Raw genomic sequence first — 19,632 nt, 5'->3', positions numbered from 1 at the left:
TAACCCTCGGGCAGCGGCCGTGCGGTCTTATGACTCCGCCTGGATAATACCCTCTTCCCCATTCTGCTCACGAACACCCCGCGGCCAAGCGTAGACCAACGCTTTTAGCAGTGTGGCCAACGGAATGGCGAAAAACACGCCCCAGAAGCCCCAAATACCGCCAAAGAAAAGCACCGCGACAATAATGGAAACGGGATGAATATTATTGGTTTCAGAAAACAGCACTGGCGACAGAACGTTTCCATCCAGTGCCTGAATCACGCCATAGGCAACCAACACATAAATAAACTGATCGCTTAATCCAAAATGAAAACCTGCTACCGCCATGACCGGCAGTGTAGCCACCGCAGCGCCGATAAAAGGCACCAGCACCGAAAAGCCCACCAGAACGGCCAGCAGCGCTGTATACGGCAAGCCAAAAAAGGTAAAGGTGCCAAACGCTACCGTACCCACAATGATGATTTCGATGAACTTGCCCCGAATATAGTTCGCAATCTGATGATCCATTTCCTGCCAGATGCGCGTTAACAGCGCACGTTTTTGTGGCAACAGCGAAACCGCGAACCCAACCAGCGCCTCGCGGTCCTTCAGCATAAAGAAGACCAGAATGGGCACAAGGACGAGGTAAATAATCAGTGACATGACATTACCCAAAGAGGCCAAGGAGAGCGTCAGCGCACGCTGGCCTAGCTGGCTAATTTCACGGCTTGCTACACCGATCCAGCTCTGCATTTGATCAGGCGTAACCAGGTTTGGGTAGCGCGCCTGCATCTCATCCAACCACCCCTGGCCGCTGGCAAACATGCGCGGCGTTTCATGTACAAACCCGACCAACTGATTCCAAATCAGCGGCATTAAAATGAACGCAAGGGTTAACAAAGCACTGATAAAGGCTAGAAAAATAAGAGTAACGGCTAAAAGATGAGGTATCCCTCTTCGCGTTAAAGCGCTCACCACCCCTTGCAGCAGAAAAGCCAGAACCAGTGCGGTAAAAAACGGCGCCAGCATGTGGCCAAACCAGATAATGGCCGTAAAGCCAGCCACCAATACCAGCAATAAGACGAGCGCTTCTTCATCAGAAAAATAGCGTTCAACCCAGCTTTTAAGAATAGTACGCATGGTCATTAGTGTGCGTCTCCCGCCTTACGTATCCAAAAAAAGTACGTACCTTCATGCTGCTCTCGCGCCTCCATCTCATGATTGCCTTGATCAGTAAACGACGCGATATCGCGCCATGAGCCTGCATCAGTGGCACGCACTTCAAGCAACTGCCCAGCCGCCAAACCGGCTAGCGCCTGTTTCGTCTTGAGTAACGGCATCGGACACGGCAGCCCACACGCATCAAGCACCACGTCTGGATGAAAACGTACGAATAATTCAGACATACCTGCTCCCTAAAAATGCCTGCATGATCTCGCCATTGTTGCATAAACGGTTTATGTTGCGATGATCACTGTTCACTTGATTTAACGGCACTTCACAGCATCAATCAATGTCACAGCGGTAATCGCTGCGCTTTACCCTTATCAATGAGGATGCCATGCCGCACTTACGGACTGCTTATCCCCGCGGGCTCTGCGCGCTAATTGTTGCTTGCAGCATTAGCGCGCAGAGCCCGCCAAGCTACGCACTTAATGACTATCATCTGCCCACGCTTGGCGGTGCCTCGTCATCAGCCAGCAGTGAAGAGTTCCGTTTGGGCCGAGCATGGCTACGTCAGTTCCGGGCCCAGGCGCCTCAATGGCAAGACCCTATCGTAAGCGATTACCTGGAAAGCCTTGTGGCGCGCCTGGTGCCATACAGCCAATTGGGAGACCTGCAAACGACGATGGTGATGGTCGATAACCGATCACTGAATGCCTTTGCCGTTCCCGGTGGCGTGGTAGGGATCAATTCCGGGCTTTTTGCCTTTGCTGAAGATGAAGGTGCTTTCGTCTCGGTGATTGCTCATGAGCTTGGCCACTTATCACAGCGCCACTACGCCCGAGGCAGCGCGCGAGCAGAACAGACGCAGCTTCCTGCCATGGCCGCCATGCTGGCGGGCATGCTGGTAGCGGCCAGCGGAGGTGGCGAAGCGGGTCTTGCCGCCGCCATGGGCTCACAGGCTGCCCTGATCCAGGACCAGCTCAGTTACTCAAGACGTTTCGAGCAAGAGGCTGACCGTATCGGCTTACAGGCGATGGCCGATGCTGGCTACGACCCTCATGCCATGGTCCGCATGTTTTCTGCCATGCAACGCTTGGCGCGACTACAAGGCGGCAACCCTCCTGAGTTTCTATTGACCCACCCTGTTTCAGATAGCCGCTTAAGCGATGCACAAGGGCGTGCCTCGCAGCTCAGTGTGGCCAACACATATACCAGCAATACGCTTTACGACATGATGCGCGCTCGCGCCCTATTGAGCATTTACCAAAACTCCCCGCAACAAGCCGCTTCCCGCCTTGCCCAGGATGACGCAGAAGAGCCGGCGCGACGCTATCTAGATGCGTTAATGACTGCGCGTAATGGTCAAACGGATCAAGCCTTACAAATGCTCGATCAACTGGCCACTGAGCTACCGGATTACGGCATGCTGCCTGCGTCTGCGGCAAGCGTCGCGCTGGATGCCCAACGCTATGATGAAGCCATCACCCGCAGCCAGCGCCTTTTGAGGCTGATGCCGTCTTATCTGCCCGCCCAACTGATTTTGGCAGAGGCACAACTGCAGCGAGACCCAGAAGCCGCTTATCAGCTCCTGCGTAACATAACAGCGCAAAACCCTGAATACCCTCCAGGCTTTAACCTGCTGGCAGAGGCCGCAGGGCGAAGCGGGCACAACGGCTGGGGGCATTTGGCGCGCGCCGAGCATTTACAGCTGACAGGGCGAGTCGACCGAGGCATTCAGCAACTCTCACTGGCTCGCAACGCGGCCGAGCAAGAGGGCGACCAGCAAGCGCTTGCACGTATTGAACAGCGCCGAGAAGCCTTTATTGAATACCGTAAAGCGCTGGATGACTTTTAACGACTTAACACTTTGAAATTAATGGCACGCACGTATAAGGCTCCTGGCCTGCGAAGGGCCAGGAGCCTGATGGGCTGATCACAGCGTGAAGCTGTCCTATTTAACGTTGAAATTCAGCATACGCTCAAGCGGCTTTAGCGCTTTCTGGCGTAGCGACTCATCAACATGAATTTCCCCACTGCCGTAGCGCAGCGCATCCGCCAGATTATCCAATGCATTCATGGCCATCCACGGGCAATGTGCGCAGCTTCGGCAAGTCGCGCCATTACCGGCTGTCGGCGCTTCAAACAATGTCTTGTCCGGCACCGCTTGCTGCATCTTAAAGAAAATGCCGCGATCTGTTGCCACAATAAGCTGGTTATTGGGCAAGGTTTGAGCGGCCTTGATTAACTGGGACGTCGACCCCGCCACATCCGCCATATTGACCACCGAGTCCGGCGATTCAGGATGCACCAGCACCGCCGCATCAGGATAAAGGCGTTTTAAGTCCTCAATACCTTTCGCCTTGAACTCTTCATGCACAATACAGGCGCCGTCCCACATCAGCATATCAGCACCGGTTTTTTTCTGAATATACCCCCCCAGATGCTTATCCGGCGCCCAAAGGATTTTTTCACCTTTTGCCTGCAAATGCTCAATCACGTCAACTGCAATGGATGACGTCACCACCCAGTCAGCACGCGCTTTTACAGCTGCTGATGTATTGGCATACACCACCACGGTTCGGTCGGGGTTCGCATCGCAAAAGGCGCTGAACTCATCTACCGGGCAGCCAATATCCAGCGAACAGGTTGCCTCCAGCGTGGGCATCAATACGCGTTTTTCAGGCGAAAGGATTTTGGCTGTTTCTCCCATAAAACGCACACCTGCCACAATCAACGTAGTAGCATCATGCTGGGCACCAAAGCGCGCCATTTCAAGGGAGTCTGCCACGCAGCCACCGGTTTCTTCCGCTAACTGTTGGATAGCGTCATCGGTGTAGTAGTGCGCGACCAAGACGGCATTGTGCGTGTGCAGCAGTTGCTTTATCTCTTCGACACGCGCCTGGTCTTCTGCGGGAATACGAGTAGGGCAATACGGGCTAGGGAGCGGAGCATCAAGCTCAGCTTGAGAAGTCATAATAGTCATCGTGTCTACCACTGTGACAAACAGGGAATCCCCCTGTTAAACACTAGTCGCGACCTGTGTCATCCACACATGCCGCTCGCGATTGCAACAGGCCGCTGCGTCTCTCGCGGTGACCTACTGCGCTACTAACTATTTCTCTAAACTATTTCTCTAAACTGTTTTCTCTTAACAGCTTTCTCTAATGAACTTTTCTTAATCACATTGCATGCAGCCATTGTGGTGGCAAATTGTTGTCTTCTGCAAGTGGTATATTGCGCGGCTGTGCACATCAGGCACACAGCAAAACGCCCCTGGCAGCAAGCTACCAAGGGCGTTGAATTTGGTGGGTCGTGTAGGATTCGAACCTACGACCAATTGATTAAAAGTCAACTGCTCTACCAACTGAGCTAACGACCCAAATTTTTGCTTACCGTGCTGACATAGCGGTATGTCTAATTACGCTGTTCGATGGTGGGTCGTGTAGGATTCGAACCTACGACCAATTGATTAAAAGTCAACTGCTCTACCAACTGAGCTAACGACCCCTTCGAACGGATGCATATAGTACAGACCATGCTCAGCCATGGCAAGAAGTTTTTAACTTTTCCCCGCACTGCACCCACAGGATTAGCCTTTGATCCCGCAGTGTAATTAAAGCGGGTTTCATGGCCCATGCGAGTCTCTGCCTCCACGGTCATGCTTGGTACAACAACGATCGTTTCAAGGTACCCAGATACTTAAAAGCCAGCCATCAAGCGATTGATGGCTGGCCAGTGCGAACCAATTTTCCACCCCTGGTTTTGGGTAGTTATAAAATTAGCGGCGTTTAGGCTTGCGCATTGTCTGTACCGGACGACGCTTATTTTTGTCGCGGCTCCAACGGTTCTTCTCGTCAGGCGTCAGCTCAGGCACCTTACGTGCTTCAAGGTTAGCGATCGTGGCGAGATCATCGACTTCGTCTTGCGAAAGCTCGACCCACTCTCCCGCTTTAGCACGCTTATCAATAAAGATGTTGCCGTAACGCACACGCTTCAGGCGGCTAACCGTAAGCTCCTGGGATTCCCACAGGCGGCGCACTTCGCGGTTACGTCCCTCAAGAATGACGACGTGGAACCAGGTGTTGATACCTTCACCACCGAACTCTTGCACATCGGTAAAGCGCGCGGGGCCATCTTCCAGCATAACGCCATCCACCATCGCTACGATGTGTTCGCGCTTTACTTCGCCCATTACGCGCACGGCGTATTCACGCTCAACCTGGGTTGAGGGGTGCATTAACCGGTTGGCAAGCTCGCCATCGGTCGTGAAAAGCAGCAGACCGCTGGTATTGATATCCAGTCGGCCAATGGCAATCCAGCGCTCGCCTTTTAGCCGTGGCAAACGCTCAAATACGGTGCGACGGCCTTCCGGGTCTTTACGGGTGCACAGCTCGCCTTCTGGCTTGTTGTACATGATGACGCGACGCGGCGCTTCATTCTCGGGTCGCAGCGTAACGGGGCGGTCATCGAAACTTACTTTATCGCGAATTTCAACGCGGTCACCCAACTTGGCGACCTGGCTGTTGACCTTTACTCGGCCATCAGAAATAGCGGTTTCCATTTCGCGCCGCGAACCCAGCCCCGCTCGGGCAAGCACTTTCTGGAGTTTTTCACTAACGGGAGGGGTGTTGTTACTCTGAGTCATGATCGTCTGACCTCATATCATTGGTCTGCGTGCGTGCGCTGTCATCATGTGAGCGCTGCGCACGTGCCGCAAGTCGAGCTTCTAAATCAGCAAAACTTAGCGGCTGGGTTAACGCCGTCTCGGCGTGGTCGTCGGCTCTCTCAGCCGTCTTGGGTGGCGCATCCTGCACGCTTTCTGGCGCTTCGTCCAGTGTTTCTTTGGGTGTTTCTTTGGGCTTCGCTTCCTCACTCCCCTCTTCGAGGAGAGCCTCTTGTGAAGCCGGTAACTCAGCCTCTTCTCTTTCCTCCCAATTAACCAATTCATGCATGGGGGGAAGTGCATCCAGTGTTTTCAGGCCAAAATCGTCCAGAAAGCTTCGTGTAGTGGCGTAGACGGCTGGCCGCCCGGGCACATCGCGGTGGCCAACCACACGAACCCATCCACGCTCCATTAAGGTGCGCATGATCGAACTGCTCACGCTGACCCCGCGTACTTCTTCGATATCACCACGGGTAACAGGCTGCCGATAGGCAATCAACGACAGCGTTTCAAGCAGCGCACGCGAATAGCGCTGGGGGCGTTCGTCCCAGAGGCGTGACACCCAATGCGCAAGGCGTGGCTGAATACGCAGCTGAAACCCTGATGCGGTTTCCACTAACTCTAACGCGCCCTCTTTATGGCGCAGAGCAAGGCGCGCTAATGCGTCACGCAACTCTCGTCTCGGCGGGCACTCATCGTCGATAAATAACGTTTCGAGCCGCTCGACATCCAACGGTTCGCCTGCGGCGAGCAGCGCGGCTTCTATAATGTTGTCTAAGGTGGTGTCCTTCATGGTGCCTCCTCATCAGGCTCAAAGGCAGGCTCTTCAAAGGCGCCGTCTGCTTCCTCAACAGCAAGCGTTTCAAAAGCGGCTTCTTCATCCACTATCGCGCCGCTGCGCGCCCGTACATGGATAGGAGAAAGTGGTGCGTTCTGGACAATTTCGATCATTGCCTCTTTCGCTAACTCCAAAATAGCCATAAAGGTGACGACCACGCCTGCCCGCCCCTCTTCCATGGTAAACAGGGCTTCAAAAGGTGTGTAGCGTTGGTGTGTGCTGTCTTCGCTGAGCTGCTCCATGATCTTGAGCATACGCTCACGGGTAGACAGTACCTCACGGCTAATCTGATGGGACTGCGTTAATTCGGCACGTTTAAGGATATCGGAAAGAGCACTCAGCAGTTCGTCCAGTTCTACATCCGGGTGAATCACCCGCGACTCAAGCGGGGGTAAACCCGCCTGTACACTAAACCAATCACGCCCTACACGAGGCAACGTATCCAGCGTTTCAGCAGCGGCTTTTAAACGCTCATACTCTTGCAGGCGACGAATCAGCTCTGCCCGGGGGTCCTCTTCATCTTCGCCCTCCGCTTTGGGCGGCCGAGGCAGTAGCGAGCGCGATTTAATTTCCGCCAACATCGCGGCCATCAGCAAGTACTCACCGGCAAGCTCGATCTCCATCGCCTGCATCAGCTCTACGTACTCAATGTACTGGTGGGTAATCGCGGCCACGTTGATCGTCAAGATGTCTAAATTTTGCCGACGAATAAGGTAAAGCAAGAGATCCAGCGGTCCTTCAAAGGTTTCCAAAAAAACGCGCAGCGCCTCGGGAGGAATATACAAATCCTCCGGCAGTTGAGTAATGGGCTCATCGAACAGCCGCCCAAGCACCTCGACGATTGGCTCTTGTGCCAACGTAGCCATGCGTTCAGGATCAGCGGTGGCGTTGTGTGTGTCGCTCACTCAGTCGGTATCTCTTGGTCAGTGGGCATTAGGCTCTGTCTGAAAAGTGTCTGCGCTCGACAATACGGCGTTAAAAATTGGCTCGTGCGCGAGTCCGATCAAAATACTCATTTACACATGTAAACTCCGTTTTTTCGCCAATTTTTGCCTTGTCTTGTCTTCGCTCGTCGACTTTTCAGACAGCCCCTAGAAGGCAGTGTAACAAAGTCGGCACCTGACGTTGCGCCTGGCGCACGGTGCGTTAGCCTGCTTCGGCAGCTTTACGATAGCGTCCTTCGTAGTCGAAGAGCTTGTCGCGAATCTGGAAATGTCGGCCCACCTTGCGCCCGACCACAAAATCCGGATAGCGCAAGCGGCGCTGCTCGCTAATAACGTCCTCTGGCTTGAGGGGTTGCCAGGGCGTACCCGGAGCGCGCAAATGCCGACGCAAAAAGGCGGCATAAAAGGCGCGGCGCTGGGCGGGGGTTTCCAAAGCAAACCACTCAGAGAGTGTTGTGCCATCCTCATCGTAATAGGTCACTTTCAGACGCGGCAGACCACGGCCATTAAGGGTTGCGTCCAATTGCATGCCACTTACCCGTAATACTCGGGCATCTTTTAATTTGAGTGCATCTTTAAGCTTGTCATCAGCATCCACCAGCAGCTGTTCGCAGCCGTGGCAGCGACGCGCCGCAATATCATTCTCAGCGCCACAGTTATCGCACACCTTGAAGCGAAAGCGAAAATCACACTGGTGGCGCTTGCCTTTATCATCTTCAAGCAGCCCTTGGCAGCGGCGCCCAAAATGCTCAATGACCAGTTCGCCGTCGCGCTTGCCCCAAAACAGATTAGCGTGGCCGCAGGCCGGGCATTCAACCTGCACCGGCTCATTGTCGCCCGGCGGTTTTGGCTCGCCCACTTCTGGTGCGTAAAGGTCCCAGGGGTTGCCCGCGTAATCCAAAATAAGGCAATCCTGCTTACCTGGCGAGAGTCGAAGCCCCCGGCCCGCAATCTGCTGATAAAGGCTGACCGACTCCGTAGGCCGAAGCATCGCTATCAAATCTACATGCGGCGCATCAAAGCCGGTCGTCAGTACCGAGACATTCACCAGGTATTTAAGCTCACGCGCCTTAAAGGCATCAATCAGCTTAGTACGCTCCACCGACGGGGTCGCTCCGGTAATCAGCGCTGCCTGGTCGGCAGGCAAATACCCCATGATCTCTTCAGCGTGGGCGACAGTTGCTGCAAATATCATCACCCCATGCCGCTCAGTGGCACGCTCAACAATCTGACTGATAATCATGGGGGTGGCGCGATTGCCTGCCACGACGAGATTTAGCTCCGCTTCACGGTAATGGCCGTTTTCTGCCGACGCCAGCATGGAAAAATCATACCCTTCAATCGCCATATCCAGGCGTTTGGGTTCGGCAAGATAGCCTTGCTTGACCATCAAGCGCAGCGGCTGTTCGAACACGCAGTCACGAAAAAAGCTTGCGTCACTGCCGCGCACCATGCCGTGGTAATGACGATGGTAGATAAACCCTTGGCCTAGCCGGTAAGGCGTCGCGGTCAGCCCTAACACTTTCAACTTCGCGTTTTGTGCCCGCAGGTGATCAATCACTTGGCGGTAGCTTGCGTCTTTATCAAGCGACACCCGGTGGCACTCATCAATGACCAGCAGAGTGAAGCCTTCGTCATTGAACGCCTCCAGATTACGCACTACCGACTGCACCGAGCCAAACACGACCTGGCGCGACGCTTCCTTGCGCTTTAAACCCGCGCTGAAAATATCGGCTTTAAGCCCATAGGCCTGGTACTTGGCGTGATTCTGCTCCACCAGCTCGCGTACATGCGCCAATACCAATACGCGACCTCTCGCCAAGCGGGCCAGTTCGGCAATCACCAACGACTTCCCGCTTCCCGTAGGTAATACCACCACCGCGGGTTCGCTGGACGCACGAAAATGCGTAATAACACGTTTCACCGCGTCCGTTTGGTAAGGGCGTAAAGCAGGTGGCGGCATATAACTCCAACAGCCAGAAAATTACTTTGCTGGCTCAAGCGGGCAAGAGCAGCCAAGAACAGCGTTAGCCATAACGGCGGCCCAAGGGCCGCCGTTATGTGTTACGCATGGCTTAACGGCGTGAGATATTAACCGACCCAAACACGCGCGTTGCGGAACATGCGCAGCCAGGCACCATCTTCTGTCCACTCTGCCGGACGCCAGGAGTTGGTTACCGCGCGGGTAACGCGCTCCGGATGAGGCATCATGATCGTGACGCGGCCATCGGTGGTGGTTAACCCGGTGATACCTGACGGCGAACCGTTAGGGTTAGCTGGATAGCGCGTGGTCACCTGCCCATAGTTATCAATGTAACGAAGCGCAATCTGATTGCTGGATTGCATGCTACGCAGGTGCGCAGTATCGCGGAACTCAGCACGCCCTTCCCCATGGGCCACCGCAATAGGCAACAGAGAACCTTCCATGCCGGCCAGTAGAACCGAGGGCGTTTTTTCAACGCGCAGCATGGCTACCCGCGCCTCAAACTGCTCGGACTCGTTACGCACAAAGCCTGGCCAGTTTTCAGCCCCTGGAATCAATGACTTCAACTGCGAAAGCATCTGGCATCCGTTACACACGCCCAGCGAGAAGCTGTCTTCGCGGGTAAAGAAGGCGGCAAACTGATCGCGTGCCCGCTCGTTAAACAGCACGGATTTCGCCCAACCACCACCAGCGCCTAACACATCGCCGTAAGAGAAACCGCCACAGGCAACGAGCCCTTTGAACTCATCAAGAGCAACACGGCCTTCCAGAATGTCACTCATGTGAACATCAATGGCTTCAAAGCCGGCTTTATCAAATGCCCAGCCCATCTCGACCTGGCCATTAACGCCCTGCTCACGCAGTACCGCAACAGCGGGCTTGGCCATATTGATAAACGGCGCGCTGACATCCTCATTAATATCAAACGTGGGCGTCGCTGAAAGGCCTGGGTCACGCGTATCGAGCAGGTTGTCGAACTCGTTTTTAGCGCACTCGGGATTATCGCGAAGTGCCTGCAAGCGATAGCTGGTTTCAGACCAGGTACGCTGTGTCAGTTGGCGAGTGGTTTCCAGCAGCGGCTCTTCAAACAGAGTTACTCGCACCTGGTCGTCGTAACGCGGCCGGGCGATAACGCCACAGGTTTCAATACCCGCTACTGCAAATTGCGCTAACACCTCTTCGGTGTGTTCGCGGTTGACCTGAATCACCGCACCCAACTCTTCCGAGAACAGCGCATTAAGCGCCTCAACGGGCTCGTCGATCATCCAGTCGAGTTTGATCTCAAGGCCGGCGTGCGCCGCAAAGGCCATTTCCAACAGCGTGACCAACAAGCCGCCATCACTACGGTCATGGTACGCCAGCAGCTTACCGTCACGATTAAGCCCTTGGATCACCTCAAAGAAGGCTTTGATATCTTCTGGGTCGTCGACATCCGGGCAGGTATCGCCTACCTGACCATATACCTGCGCCAGCGCAGAGCCGCCCAAGCGGTTTTGACCGTTCCCCAGGTCGATCAGAATAAGATCCGACTCATCTTGATCCAGGTTGATCTGTGGCGTCAGGGTTGCCATCGCGTCAGTCACAGGCGCGAAGCCGGTAATCACCACCGACAGCGGTGATGTAACGCTTTTCTCTTCGCTATCCCCTTGGTCACTCACATCCTGCCAGGAGGTACGCATCGACATGGAGTCTTTGCCGACCGGCACCGCAATACCTAACGCCGGGCAAAGCTCCATCCCCACCGCGTGAACCGCATCATAAAGCGCCTGATTTTCGCCAGGGTGATCAGCGGCGCTCATCCAGTTAGCAGAAAGCTTGATATCGCTTAGCTTGGCAATGGGCGCTGCCGCGAGATTCGTAATCGCCTCGGCGACCGCCAGGCGTGCGCTGGCGGCGGGGTTAATCAAGGCAACCGGCGGACGTTCCCCCATCGCCATCGCTTCACCGGCATGGGTGTCATAACTGGCCGTTGTGACCGCTACATCTGCAACCGGCACCTGCCAAGGGCCGACCATTTGGTCACGCGCCACTTGGCCTGTAATTGAGCGATCGCCAATGGTAATCAAGAAGCTCTTGGAGGCCACGGCGGGCAGGCGTAGGACGCGATCAAGCGCCTCACGCAGGTCGAGATTATCCAGCATTACACCGGAAAGCTCTGGCGCATGGCGCTCAAAGCTGCGCTGCATTTTCGGCGCTTTACCGAACAGCACGCTCATGGGCAGGTCAATCGGCTTGCTGTTGAAGTGGCCATCGCGCACTTCAAGATGGTGGTCAGCCTGCGCTTCACCCACCACCGCATAGGGGCAACGCTCGCGCTTACACAGCGCATCAAACGTTGCTAGGTCCTCAGCCGCAACGGCCAGCACGTAGCGTTCCTGCGCTTCGTTACACCAGATTTCAAGCGGGCTCATACCCGGCTCAGCATTAGGCACCGCACGTAAATCGAACAGCCCACCCCGGTTGCCGTCTTTAACAAGCTCCGGCAGCGCGTTGGAAAGACCACCCGCCCCCACATCGTGGATAAAGCAGATCGGGTTTTTGTCCCCCATCGCCCAGCAGCGGTCAATCACTTCCTGAGCACGTCGCTCGATTTCCGGGTTTTCACGCTGTACAGAAGCAAAGTCCAGGTCGGCACTTGAGGTGCCAGAAGACATGCTGGAGGCCGCGCCGCCGCCCAGACCGATCAACATCGCTGGGCCACCCATCACAATCAGCTTACCGCCGACAGGAATATCGCCCTTTTGAACGTGCTGGGCGCGAATATTGCCGTAACCACCCGCCAGCATGATCGGCTTGTGGAAACCTCGACGCTCAATACCGCCCTCGTTGAGGGTGTCCTGCTCATAGGTACGGAAGTAACCGGTAAGGTTTGGGCGGCCAAACTCGTTATTAAACGCCGCGCCGCCAATCGGGCCTTCCAGCATGATGGCAAGGGCGGACTGCATACGCTCGGGCTTGCCATAATCAAACGCTTCCCAAGGCTGTACAAACTCGGGGATACGCAGGTTGGAAACGGTAAAACCGGAAAGGCCCGCTTTGGGCTTACCGCCGATACCGGTGGCACCTTCATCGCGAATCTCACCACCCGAGCCTGTCGCCGCACCGGGGAACGGTGCTATCGCGGTGGGATGGTTATGGGTTTCCACCTTCATCAGAATGTGAATCGGCTCCTGATGCGTCCCGTACAGCGCACGCTCTCCCTCAGCACCGGTCAGCGGCGTGGGATAAAAACGACCCGCCTGGCTGCCTTTGATAACGGCGGCGTTATCGCTATAGGCTGACAAGACGTTTTCAGGAGAGGTTGCAAAGGTGTTCTTGATCATCTTGAACAGCGAATGGGTTTGCGGCTCGCCGTCAATGATCCAGTCCGCGTTGAAGATTTTATGTCGGCAGTGCTCAGAGTTCGCCTGGGCGAACATCATCAGCTCAATGTCGGTGGGGTTGCGCTGAAGCTCGTTAAAGGCATCAACCAGGTAGTCGACTTCGTCATCGGCAAGCGCCAAACCCAACTCACGGTTAGCGGTTACCAGCGCATCGCGTCCGCTGTTTAAAATATCCACGCTACCCAGCGGTGCCGGGTCGTGGTGAGCAAATAGCGCCGCCGCTTCAGCCGCGTCATTAAGCACGGTTTCGGTCATTCGGTCGTGCAGCAGCGCCATCAGCGCAGTCAGGCTCTCTTCGCTGGGCGCACGGCTAAACCCTACCCGATAATCAACGCCACGCTCTATGCGGCGAATGCCCGACAGCCCACAGTTATGCGCAATATCCGTCGCTTTTGATGACCAGGGCGACTGGGTACCTAACCGCGGTACGACCAGAAAACGTTGAGCGTCGGCAGGTATCTCGGCATGGGTAGGGATGCCGTAATCCAACAGTTGCGCCAAACGCTCGAGAGAGGCATCACTGAGTTCTTCACGGTGGTCAATCAAATGAACATAGTGGGCAGACAGCGCCTCCACCTCGGGAACACGTTCACGCAGCACCGTTAGCAACCGTGTATGACGGAAGGTAGAAAGGGCGGGCGCGCCTCGCAATTCGAGCATATCCTGAAGCCTCTAGAGCAGGGAGAATTCGTGCAGGGAAATAGCAGGCCGCTAGGCGACCCCTTAAATGACACTTATTGAGCCCTATGATACTGGAAAGCGGCGGCCACACGAAATCAACAAGGTGACAGCATGGCGATGGCTGGGTATTGTGGCTGCTTGTTTCATGCCGACAAGACCTTATGCCGACATTGATTTATGCCCATTCTTTAGCGCACGCTCGCCTTTATTTAACCTTATTTATCATCATCTTATTGGTACTTGCGCCCACGCTTCCCAAGGTGCCACATGGTGAGCATTTAACGCATATCCAGGCAAAAGATTTTATCACGGCTCAAACGCGCAACACGCCCACGACCTACTACGAAGGCCGCCAGGGACCCACTGGGTTTGAGTATGAGCTGATGCATCAGTTTGCCGAGTATTTGGGAGTAAGCCTCAACCTCAACGCCAAGCATCATCCTGAAAGCGTATTGTCGGCCGTGCGTGAACAGGGCGATTTTGGCGCTGCCGCCCTACCCCTACTCCCTGACGCATCCGATGTGCACTACACCCGCCCCATCATTCAAATGCAACCACTGCTGGTGTACCGGCGCGGTTTACACGGCATAAAGGCACCCAGCGATCTGGTAGGCCTTGAGATTGGCACGCTAAGCCAGGCAGGTACCAGCGAAGCGCTGCGTGAGTTGCAGCGCGACTACGCTGACTTAAGCTGGAAAGAGTCTCACGAGCTGGATGTCGATGAACTGCTTGTCCAGGTCGAGAGCGGCGTGCTGGACGCAGCGGTTATTTTTGATCATCAGTTCCGGCTTAACCGACTCTTTTTCCCCAATGTAGAGCGCGGCTTTTTAATGGGCGACCCGCTTTCCATGGTATGGGCGCTTCCTCGCGGCCGCGGTTTAGGGCTGCTCGAAGCCGCCAATGACTTCCTGCAAACCCTTCAGGAAAATGGCACGCTCGACCACCTGGTTAACCGCTACTTTGGCCATGACGATTATTTAGAGTACGTGGGTACGCGCACCTTTTTAACGCACCTGGATGCACGTTTACCCCAGTTTGCCGACCTGTTTAAACAGGCGGCACGTGACACAGGTTTTGACTGGAAACTGCTGGCGGCAGTGGGTTATCAGGAATCCCACTGGGACGCGGAAGCGGTGTCACCCACCGGCGTGCGAGGCGTTATGATGCTCACCCACCCTACCGCCAGCGAAATGGGTGTGGATAACCGCCGAGACGCGGCGCAAAGCATTGATGGTGGCGCCCGCTACCTGCGCAGCCTAAAAGACCGCCTGCCTGAAAGCATTACCGGAGATGATCGTCTTTATATGGCCATGGCGGCCTACAATGTTGGCCTTGGTCACCTTTACGATGCACGTAAAATTACCGAAGAGCTCGGTGGGGACCCCAACCGTTGGCAAGATGTTCGCGAGGCGCTTCCCCTGTTACAGCAACAGGAGTGGCATAGCCAAACGCGCCACGGCTATGCGCGTGGTGGTGAGCCGGTCATTTATGTGCGCAATATCCGGCGCTACTATGAGATGCTTGAGTACGTTGAGCACAGCCGTCAGCAATTTTTCCAGTTAGGTCAAACCGCAACCGGCGGTTCTCTCCTACTGCCATTTGAGTTAATTCCGCCGTTGAATCAATAGCCTCACTACAGAGCCTTCCAGCTCGAGCCCACGTTGCCCTTCGTGGTTAAAGAAAATTTCTGGTGTTTGGATTACGCTTTTCAAATAGCAGGTAAAAACGTACTGGCGATTACAAGCGTTTATCCTGCGCCTGCGACCAGGGCATTGTACCTCAGTACTTTATGCCAACCTGGTTGGATAAGCAGTTGGCCATGTCTGGTTAAACCAATAGAAACGGGGTAGATAGATAAGAGTTGGTTACATCAAAAACCATTAATGACTTCGCCGGAAGGCATGCACAGCCATCAGCTAACCGACCACGTACTGTTTCCTACTTGGCAGGCGGCTTCCGCCAGATTCAGGTTCAAGGGAGTGACGATGAAAGACACCGAACTGACTCAGCGTAAGAACGACCATCTGGATATCGTGCTACACCCACGCCAGGCCGTCGGCACCCTTCGTCCAGGTTTTGAACACTGGCGCTTTGAGCATTGTGCGCTGCCGGAATTAAACCTGGATGATATTGATCTGGGGACTTACCTGTTCGGGCAACCTCTAAAAGCGCCCATCCTCATCAGTTCGATGACCGGCGGAGCGAGTCGAGCCAAGGATATCAACCGGCACTTGGCAGAGGCCGCTCAAACGCTGGGCCTTGCCATGGGCGTGGGTTCACAACGCGTGGCCATTGAAGGCGAAGCCAACTGGGGCCTCACGAGCGAACTGCGCCGAATTGCTCCCGACATCCCATTGCTGGCCAACCTGGGAGCCGCCCAAATTAAAGGCGAACGCGGGCTTGATTATGCCCGACGCGCGGTCGATATGATCGAAGCTAACGCACTCATTATTCATCTCAACCCGCTACAGGAAGCGCTACAAACAGGTGGAGATCGCGATTGGCGAGGCATACTCACCGCCATTGAGCGCACCGTTGCCAAACTGGAAGTGCCTGTGGTGGTCAAGGAAGTTGGGGCTGGGCTTTCTGTTTCTGTGGGTCGCCAACTTTCCGAAGCAGGCGTGGCGATGCTGGACGTTGCGGGTGCGGGTGGCACCAGTTGGGCGGCAGTTGAAGGCGAGCGCGCCAGCACACCTCAAGCGCGTGCCATCGCCATGGCCTTCGCCGATTGGGGAATCCCCACCTCACAAGCACTGCACGATTTGCGCCAGGCACTGCCCGGTATGCCGCTGATCGCTTCAGGCGGGGTGGCCAGCGGTATTGATGCGGCTAAAGCGCTCTGTTTAGGCGCTCATCTGGTAGGTCAGGCAGCGGCGGTGCTGAGCAGTGCCACCACCTCCAGCGATGCCGTTATCGAGCACTTTCAAACGCTCATTGAGCAGCTGCGCGTTGCCTGTTTTTGTACCGGCAGCGCTGACCTGGTCGCGTTAAAGCACGCGACGCTTACGCAGGCTGAGGCGGGGGCATGAGCCACTACGCAGTCATATCACCACTATGATACAACCACGCTAACGCACTCCAAGCCTTTGCTCTGCAACTCATTGTGCGTGGCCACCAGGTGACGTTTATCCCGCGGCTTCTTGACACGCCAGAGAGCTATAAAACACGCTAGCGCCTTGCCGCAAAAAACGCTTTTAATAACTTGCTGGCCGATGGCGCCAGCACGCCCGCCGTCACCTCCACATGGTGATTAAACCACGGTTGGGCCAGCAGGTTAGCCTTGGACTCCACCATACCGGTACGAGGCTCAGCAGCGCCATAAACCAAACGCTTTAGGCGTGCATGCACAATGGCCCCCGCGCACATCATGCACGGCTCCAACGTGACATACAGCGTACACCCTTCCAGCCGGTAGTTGGCTCTCTGCTGCCCGGCTTCACGCAGGGCACGAATTTCCGCATGGCCGCTAGGGTCACAGCTAAGCACTGGCGCATTGTGGGCAGCGGCAAGAATCTCTCCTTCGCTATTCACCACCACGGCCCCTACCGGCACTTCACCCGCCTCAGCCGCCAAATGCGCCTGTTCAAGGGCGCGGTGCATGTAAAATTCATCGCTGCGTATCAAGGCAAACTCCGCTAAGGTAGCAAAATGATGGTAGCAACGGCGGCCTCGCCGTATGTGATATCCGCCACTATGGGCAACAATAGATAGCACCAAGGATACCTGGAATGACCGACGCGCTGAATACGTTAGTAAACCTGCTTGAGCTTGAAGTCCTCGAAGAGACGCTCTTTCGAGGGCAAAGCCAAGACCTGGGCTTTCCTCAGCTTTATGGTGGACAGGTGCTTGGTCAAGCGCTCGCGGCGGCCTCACGTACGGTACCCGCTGAGCGTCACCCACACTCTCAACACGGTTACTTTCTTCGCCCTGGCGACCCGCATCGCCCAGTGGTCTATCAGGTGGATAACGTACGCGATGGCGGGAGCTTTACCACGCGCCGCGTTACGGCGATTCAAAAAGGCCGACCGATCTTCTTCTGTAGCGCGTCGTTTCACAGCCCTGAAGAAGGTTTTCATCACCAGCGCGCCATGCCCCATGTCGAGTCGCCGGAAGCCTTGATTGAGAGCGGCGCCGCCAAGCACTCACGTTTTCCGGGCCACCCTATCGAGTTTTTGCATATTAAAGGCAATCCAGATAGCGGCGACCCGGCTGGGCAATGTTTATGGTTTCGCTTTGCAGGCACGCTGCCTGATGCCCCCACCCTGCACCGGCACTTGCTCTCCTACGCCTCTGATTTCAATCTACTGACCACCAGCCTACTGCCCCACGGCATTCAGTTCACTGACCCAAAACTGCGTATCGCAAGCCTTGACCACGCGCTATGGCTCCATGAGGACGCACGGCTGGATGAGTGGCTTTTATACGTGATTGATTCCCCTTGGGCAGGCAACTCGCGAGGCCTGGCACGCGGTCATATCTATCGCCGTGATGGCCGCTTGATTGCCTCTACCGCCCAGGAAGGGCTAACACGCGTGCATGACGAGCCGATTCGCTAAGCTTCGTACAAAAGCCTTTAGAAACCGCTCCTTAAAAGCACAACGCCCGCAGCAAGTGCGGGCGTTGAAAGGAGCCATCAAACCGGCGTGTTAAACACCCGAAACATCACTGGCCATAAGCCTCATTGATCGTTTTGAGGGGGTAGTGAGCCGGGTACGGTTTGCGCGCCACGCCTGAATCTACTGCCGCCTGAGCCACTGCGGAAGAAACGCGCTCCAGCAAGCGAATATCGACCGGCGTGGGGATAATGTACTCACGACCAAAGCTCATTTCCGTACGCTCATAGGCATTCAACACTTCCTCGGGAACCGGCTCGCGGGCCAGATCCTTAAGTGCATGCACAGCGGCAAGCTTCATGGCTTCGTTAATCCGTGTAGCGCGCACATCCAACGCCCCACGGAAAATAAACGGGAAGCCCAACACGTTGTTTACCTGGTTAGGGAAGTCTGAACGGCCGGTCGCCATAATCACATCCGGGCGCGCTTCACGGGCAACGTCAGGATGAATTTCCGGGTCCGGGTTGGTGCAGGCGAAAATCACCGGGTCAGCGGCCATCTTTTTAACCTGCTCAGCCGACAGCAAGCCCGGGCCGGAAAGACCGATAAACACATCGGCGCCGTCGATAGCATCATCCAGAGTGCGCATTTCGGTATCCAGCGCAAACTCTGCCTTGTACTCATTGATACCATCACGGCCGGTATGGATAACGCCACGGCGATCCAGCATCACCAGGTTCTCTTTTTTGGCGCCACACGAAACCAGTAGGCGCATGCAGGCAATCGCTGCCGCACCGGCCCCCATGCAAACGATCTTCACGCTATCTATCGTTTTACCAGCGATTTCCAACGCGTTCAGCATACCCGCGGCCGTTACAATAGCCGTGCCGTGCTGGTCATCGTGAAAGACGGGGATATTGCAGCGCTCAACCAGCGCTTTTTCAATCTCAAAGCACTCGGGCGCTTTGATATCTTCAAGATTAATGCCGCCCCAAGTATCGGCAATGCGGGCAACGGTGTCGATAAACGCCTGCGGGCTTTCTGCGTCTACCTCAATATCTACCGAGTTGATCCCGGCAAAGCACTTGAACAGCACGCCCTTGCCTTCCATCACCGGCTTACTGGCCAGCGGGCCAAGATTCCCCAAGCCTAAAATGGCGCTGCCATCGGTAATAACGGCGACCAAATTACCCTTGCCCGTATAACGGTAAGCATTTTCAGGATCGCGGGCAATTTCGCGAACCGGCTCAGCAACGCCAGGGCTATATGCCAGTGCCAAGTCCCGGGCTGTTGCGGTGGGCTTGGTTAACTCCACCGATAGCTTGCCGGGAATCGGTTTCGCATGATAGTCCAGTGCTGCCTGCTTATTTGCATCCGTCATAATGAGGGTCCAATTAGCCTAAAGTAGATATAAGTGCTTCCAGAATATAGAAAAACTCA

Annotated in this window: 14 protein-coding genes and 2 tRNA genes; 4 read left to right on the top strand and 12 right to left on the bottom strand. The window is 55.4% G+C overall.

Annotation, left to right across the window (positions count from 1 at the left end):
* Positions 1–27: 27 nt before the first annotated feature.
* Both INT20_RS10240 and INT20_RS10235 read right to left on the bottom strand, forming a co-directional pair.
* Entirely contained in the window at positions 28–1,125 is a 1,098-nt protein-coding gene (locus INT20_RS10240) for an AI-2E family transporter (protein WP_193056861.1), read from the bottom strand.
* Positions 1,125–1,385: a sulfurtransferase TusA family protein gene (locus INT20_RS10235; RefSeq protein WP_193056859.1), complete on the bottom strand. Its 261-nt coding sequence runs from the start codon at positions 1,383–1,385 to the stop codon at positions 1,125–1,127. The genes INT20_RS10240 and INT20_RS10235 overlap by 1 nt, the downstream gene beginning before the upstream one ends.
* Positions 1,386–1,540: 155 nt before the next feature.
* On the opposite strand from INT20_RS10235, the gene INT20_RS10230 reads away from it, so the two are divergent.
* Positions 1,541–3,001: a M48 family metalloprotease gene (locus INT20_RS10230; RefSeq protein ID WP_193056857.1), complete on the top strand. Its 1,461-nt coding sequence runs from the start codon at positions 1,541–1,543 to the stop codon at positions 2,999–3,001.
* Between the two features lie 96 nt (positions 3,002–3,097).
* Here INT20_RS10230 and nadA read toward each other — a convergent pair whose 3' ends face one another.
* From nadA to purL, 8 genes are all read right to left on the bottom strand, one after another.
* Complete coding sequence (gene nadA / locus INT20_RS10225) at positions 3,098–4,129, bottom strand: quinolinate synthase NadA (protein WP_192527618.1); 1,032 nt, start codon at positions 4,127–4,129, stop codon at positions 3,098–3,100.
* 320 nt (positions 4,130–4,449) lie between these two features.
* A tRNA-Lys gene (locus INT20_RS10220) sits at positions 4,450–4,525 on the bottom strand.
* Between the two features lie 52 nt (positions 4,526–4,577).
* A tRNA-Lys gene (locus INT20_RS10215) sits at positions 4,578–4,653 on the bottom strand.
* Between the two features lie 271 nt (positions 4,654–4,924).
* Positions 4,925–5,791, bottom strand: coding sequence for a 23S rRNA pseudouridine(2605) synthase RluB (gene rluB, locus INT20_RS10210; protein WP_087105950.1), 867 nt, complete (start codon positions 5,789–5,791; stop codon positions 4,925–4,927).
* Positions 5,778–6,602: an SMC-Scp complex subunit ScpB gene (gene scpB, locus INT20_RS10205; RefSeq protein WP_192527617.1), complete on the bottom strand. Its 825-nt coding sequence runs from the start codon at positions 6,600–6,602 to the stop codon at positions 5,778–5,780. Before scpB ends, rluB begins: the two co-directional genes overlap by 14 nt.
* The gene (locus INT20_RS10200; RefSeq protein ID WP_193056886.1) at positions 6,599–7,513 is read right to left on the bottom strand and encodes a segregation and condensation protein A; all 915 of its coding nucleotides are present in this window, start codon (positions 7,511–7,513) and stop codon (positions 6,599–6,601) included. The genes scpB and INT20_RS10200 overlap by 4 nt, the downstream gene beginning before the upstream one ends.
* A gap of 280 nt (positions 7,514–7,793) precedes the next feature.
* Entirely contained in the window at positions 7,794–9,554 is a 1,761-nt protein-coding gene (locus INT20_RS10195; protein WP_193056856.1) for a DEAD/DEAH box helicase, read from the bottom strand.
* Between the two features lie 128 nt (positions 9,555–9,682).
* Positions 9,683–13,618: a phosphoribosylformylglycinamidine synthase gene (gene purL / locus INT20_RS10190; RefSeq protein ID WP_193056855.1), complete on the bottom strand. Its 3,936-nt coding sequence runs from the start codon at positions 13,616–13,618 to the stop codon at positions 9,683–9,685.
* Between the two features lie 182 nt (positions 13,619–13,800).
* On the opposite strand from purL, the gene mltF reads away from it, so the two are divergent.
* Both mltF and fni read left to right on the top strand, forming a co-directional pair.
* Positions 13,801–15,267, top strand: a complete 1,467-nt coding sequence (gene mltF / locus INT20_RS10185; RefSeq protein ID WP_193056854.1) for a membrane-bound lytic murein transglycosylase MltF — start codon at positions 13,801–13,803, stop codon at positions 15,265–15,267.
* A gap of 357 nt (positions 15,268–15,624) precedes the next feature.
* Positions 15,625–16,668 carry a type 2 isopentenyl-diphosphate Delta-isomerase gene (fni, locus tag INT20_RS10180; protein WP_193056853.1) on the top strand — a complete coding sequence of 348 codons (1,044 nt, stop codon included), beginning with the start codon at positions 15,625–15,627 and terminating at the stop codon, positions 16,666–16,668.
* Positions 16,669–16,807: 139 nt separating this feature from the next.
* On the opposite strand, the gene tadA is transcribed toward fni, so the two are convergent.
* The gene (gene tadA / locus INT20_RS10175) at positions 16,808–17,260 is read right to left on the bottom strand and encodes a tRNA adenosine(34) deaminase TadA (protein WP_318779695.1); all 453 of its coding nucleotides are present in this window, start codon (positions 17,258–17,260) and stop codon (positions 16,808–16,810) included.
* Positions 17,261–17,367: 107 nt separating this feature from the next.
* Between tadA and INT20_RS10170 the strand changes: the two genes are divergently transcribed.
* The gene (locus INT20_RS10170) at positions 17,368–18,195 is read left to right on the top strand and encodes an acyl-CoA thioesterase (protein WP_193056852.1); all 828 of its coding nucleotides are present in this window, start codon (positions 17,368–17,370) and stop codon (positions 18,193–18,195) included.
* Between the two features lie 106 nt (positions 18,196–18,301).
* Here INT20_RS10170 and INT20_RS10165 read toward each other — a convergent pair whose 3' ends face one another.
* Entirely contained in the window at positions 18,302–19,573 is a 1,272-nt protein-coding gene (locus INT20_RS10165; RefSeq protein WP_087105936.1) for a malic enzyme-like NAD(P)-binding protein, read from the bottom strand.
* Positions 19,574–19,632: the final 59 nt, after the last annotated feature.

The organism is Halomonas citrativorans (assembly GCF_014898005.1).
GTDB lineage: Bacteria > Pseudomonadota > Gammaproteobacteria > Pseudomonadales > Halomonadaceae > Vreelandella > Vreelandella citrativorans.
The sequence above is the reverse complement of the archived record's forward strand: the minus strand, read 5'-3'. Positions and strand labels throughout refer to the sequence as shown.